A 3,004-nucleotide genomic window follows, 5' to 3' on the forward strand; every position below is an offset into this window, starting at 1 on the left:
GGATTTTTGATTACAGCTTCTGCTTTTTGGTTTCCGCCTGTATACTCGATACTTGCTGTGTTCTTGATAACACTTTGCTCTTCTTCTGGAGAAAGCGAAGTCGTATACGTTAGTTGATACGACACAGCTTCAAGCTTTTTAGCAGAAACTGTAAACTCGCCATCTTCAGGGTCAGAAATCTTAAAATCACTAGTTACATCAGTGTTTTCTGTGCCTTTTGTTACTTTAATATTGCTTATGTCAACAGTAGCAGGTTCATTTGTATCCGTTAATTTAAAATTATGAATAACATGATTATTTGTGTTAAAATCAACTGTCCAATTAATCGATTTGGTACCATCAGCATTAACAACTACTGCGCCAGACTTTTTAATCCCTGGATCTCTTTTTCCAACCGATGCTTTAGCCTCTTCAGAACCGCCTTGCCAGTTCAACGTTGCTAAATTAGCTTGTGGTTCATTTTTCGAATCATCTGCAGTTGTACGGTAAGTGATCACGTAACGAGCACGAGTATTTTTGTTTATGTTAATTGTAAAACCATTATCCGTCTTATTAAATACATAATCAGAATCAGCAACTGTTTCGTTGTTTTCTGTCATCTTTAATGAGTTTTCTATATAGTTGTAATTTTTAGATGTAAAATCATCTATGATTTCTGGATTATTAAGTAAGATACGACTATCATTAAAGATAATTGTCCATTCAATTTCTTGTAACCCGGTTTCTTCATTTAATACATATTTACCAGATTTTTTAATTCCTGCTTTAGGTCCTTTTTGACTGAAGTCAACAATTTGACCAATGCCTTCCCCATTTCCTTTATCAAAAACCAGTTCGGCATTATTGGCAAGTTCTTTTTGCTGCATACCAGCTGTTGTATAGTAAGTTCGATATACAAATGTATACTCGTATGGGCCAGCATCTGCGATCTGCAGTTCAAATCCAGTACGGCCATCTTTATGTGTGTATTCTTTGATAGTAAAGTTATCAACTGCTTTACCATCACGTTTTAACTCAAATAAATTTGAATTACTTACATCAAAGTCTAAATAGATTGAATCAAATACATCTTTAATATTGATAGATGGGACATCAATTTTTTGAGAATTCATCGTAATCGTCCATTCAATATATGGATGTCCATTCTCATCGATATGCTGTTCTCCAATTTTTCCACCTGTTGGAATGGTATTCACGTTAACAGTTGCATCGTCCTTATTTCCTATACTATCTGAAATGGTGTTGACAATATCTACGTTTAAACCAATTGGCACAGATGATGAAAATGTAATAAGGTAAGCTTTCCCTTTTGCATCAAGATTCGGAAGAATAACATTCCCATTTTCATCTACTTCTGGAATAATATCGATTGGTGTATCACTCTTGGAAATAATATTTCCATCTATATCGGTTACAACTTCATAAATCTTAATTGTCTCAAGCAATACCTTACCGTGTGTTAATTCATCAGTCAGACTAACCATTCCAATTTCTTCTTTACCGAAATTGTATTCGACTTGCCAATCAACAATATTCGGTTGTCCTTCCTGGATGCTGCCATTTTTAGTAATAACTGGAACATCTCCAGACCAAGTACCTTTAAAACTATCTTTTACATTTGTTTCTTTTCCATCTAAAACAATACGGGCGCTATTATTAATAGTATGCATTCCGCCGCCATCCGGACGCGTAATACGCGTTGTATACTTAATTTCATAAGCATCTTCAATAGCACCTAGATTTAATTCAAAACCATTTTCAGTGAGTACAGGAACAACATCTACTTTTTTACGATCGGTAATTACATTGTTATAATCCCGTACCAGTTGATAAACACTAAAGCTGTCTTTATCGATTTCTAAATGGTCACCTAAGTTATCGATAACAGTCGCATTTTTATGTTTTTCCATTGAATCGTTTGCGATAACAGTCCAATCGATATGAGTAGGGTTTTTGCTATTTTCTTGTTTGTTTCCTTTCTCATCTAAGACATATGGTTTACCAGCAGTCTTTTTATCTTCACCTGCGTATTCTTGTTTTTTTGCCCGAAGGATTGCTGTGAAAGAATTACCTTCACTATATGGCACGTTAACAATAACTTCCTTTTCCGTTTCAAATATTTCCGTATCAAATGAACCAGATATGTTTACAAACATCTCGACATTATCATAGACATTAACATTGTCATTAAAGGTAATGATTATTTGTCCATCAGCAATAGCATAACTAGCAACAGATACATCATCAATTGTTATCTCTTTGCCTTCAACTGCTTGTGCCCCGAAAACTTTAGGTAACTGAATTGTATAGGTATCACCTGCATTAATATGTAAATCATCTGGCTTAGTGATTCCATAAGATAAGCTAATAGCATTCATATCGTTCAAGTCAAGTTCTAAGTTAGCACCATTGTCTATCTTGATGTTTTCTCCACTTTTTGTAGTAACAGAAAAACTAAAACTTGAGATAAGATTCTCCTTTTGTTCTACTGCAGCACGGGTTTTAGCTGTTACAGCTGTTTCTTCAGTACTGTCTGTCTTTTCTTCCACAGGGGGACTATTATTATGGACAGTCTCTGGTTCTTTATTTGTTACGACCTTATCTTCTGGAGTTGCTTTTTCGTCTTCAGCAGCTTCTCCTCCTTCGATAATAGGCTTGGCTAACTCAACTTCTGCACTATTTACTTCATCTGTGCCTACAACATTTTGAATGTCTTCAGTTACTGGTTCAGCAGACTCAACTTGACTTGTCTCTTTCGACTCATCTGCAGTTATTTCTGAAACAGCATAAATAGTTTGTGGAGTTAAAACCGTATTTAATAGCATCATCGAAGTGAGAATTATGTTAATATACTTATTTTTCTTCACTTTCATTACTCCTTTTCTTTAATTTTTATCAATCCAACGTTTTCTTTAATTTACAACTATCCTGAATTGCTTATCCTTCTTAAATTCTTTCTTTTAAAAAAAAGTACCTTAGAAACAAAAAAATTTAAATTTAAAAC

The 3,004-nt window shown here is 34.3% G+C and carries 1 protein-coding gene; it reads right to left on the reverse strand.

The features are described from left to right. Window positions 1–2,867: collagen binding domain-containing protein (locus RT405_RS08565; RefSeq protein WP_313469100.1), on the reverse strand; the 2,867-nt coding region annotated here is incomplete at its 3' end. Window positions 2,868–3,004 lie beyond the last annotated feature (137 nt).

This window comes from Carnobacterium sp. (assembly GCF_032094055.1).
Lineage (GTDB): Bacteria > Bacillota > Bacilli > Lactobacillales > Carnobacteriaceae > Carnobacterium_A.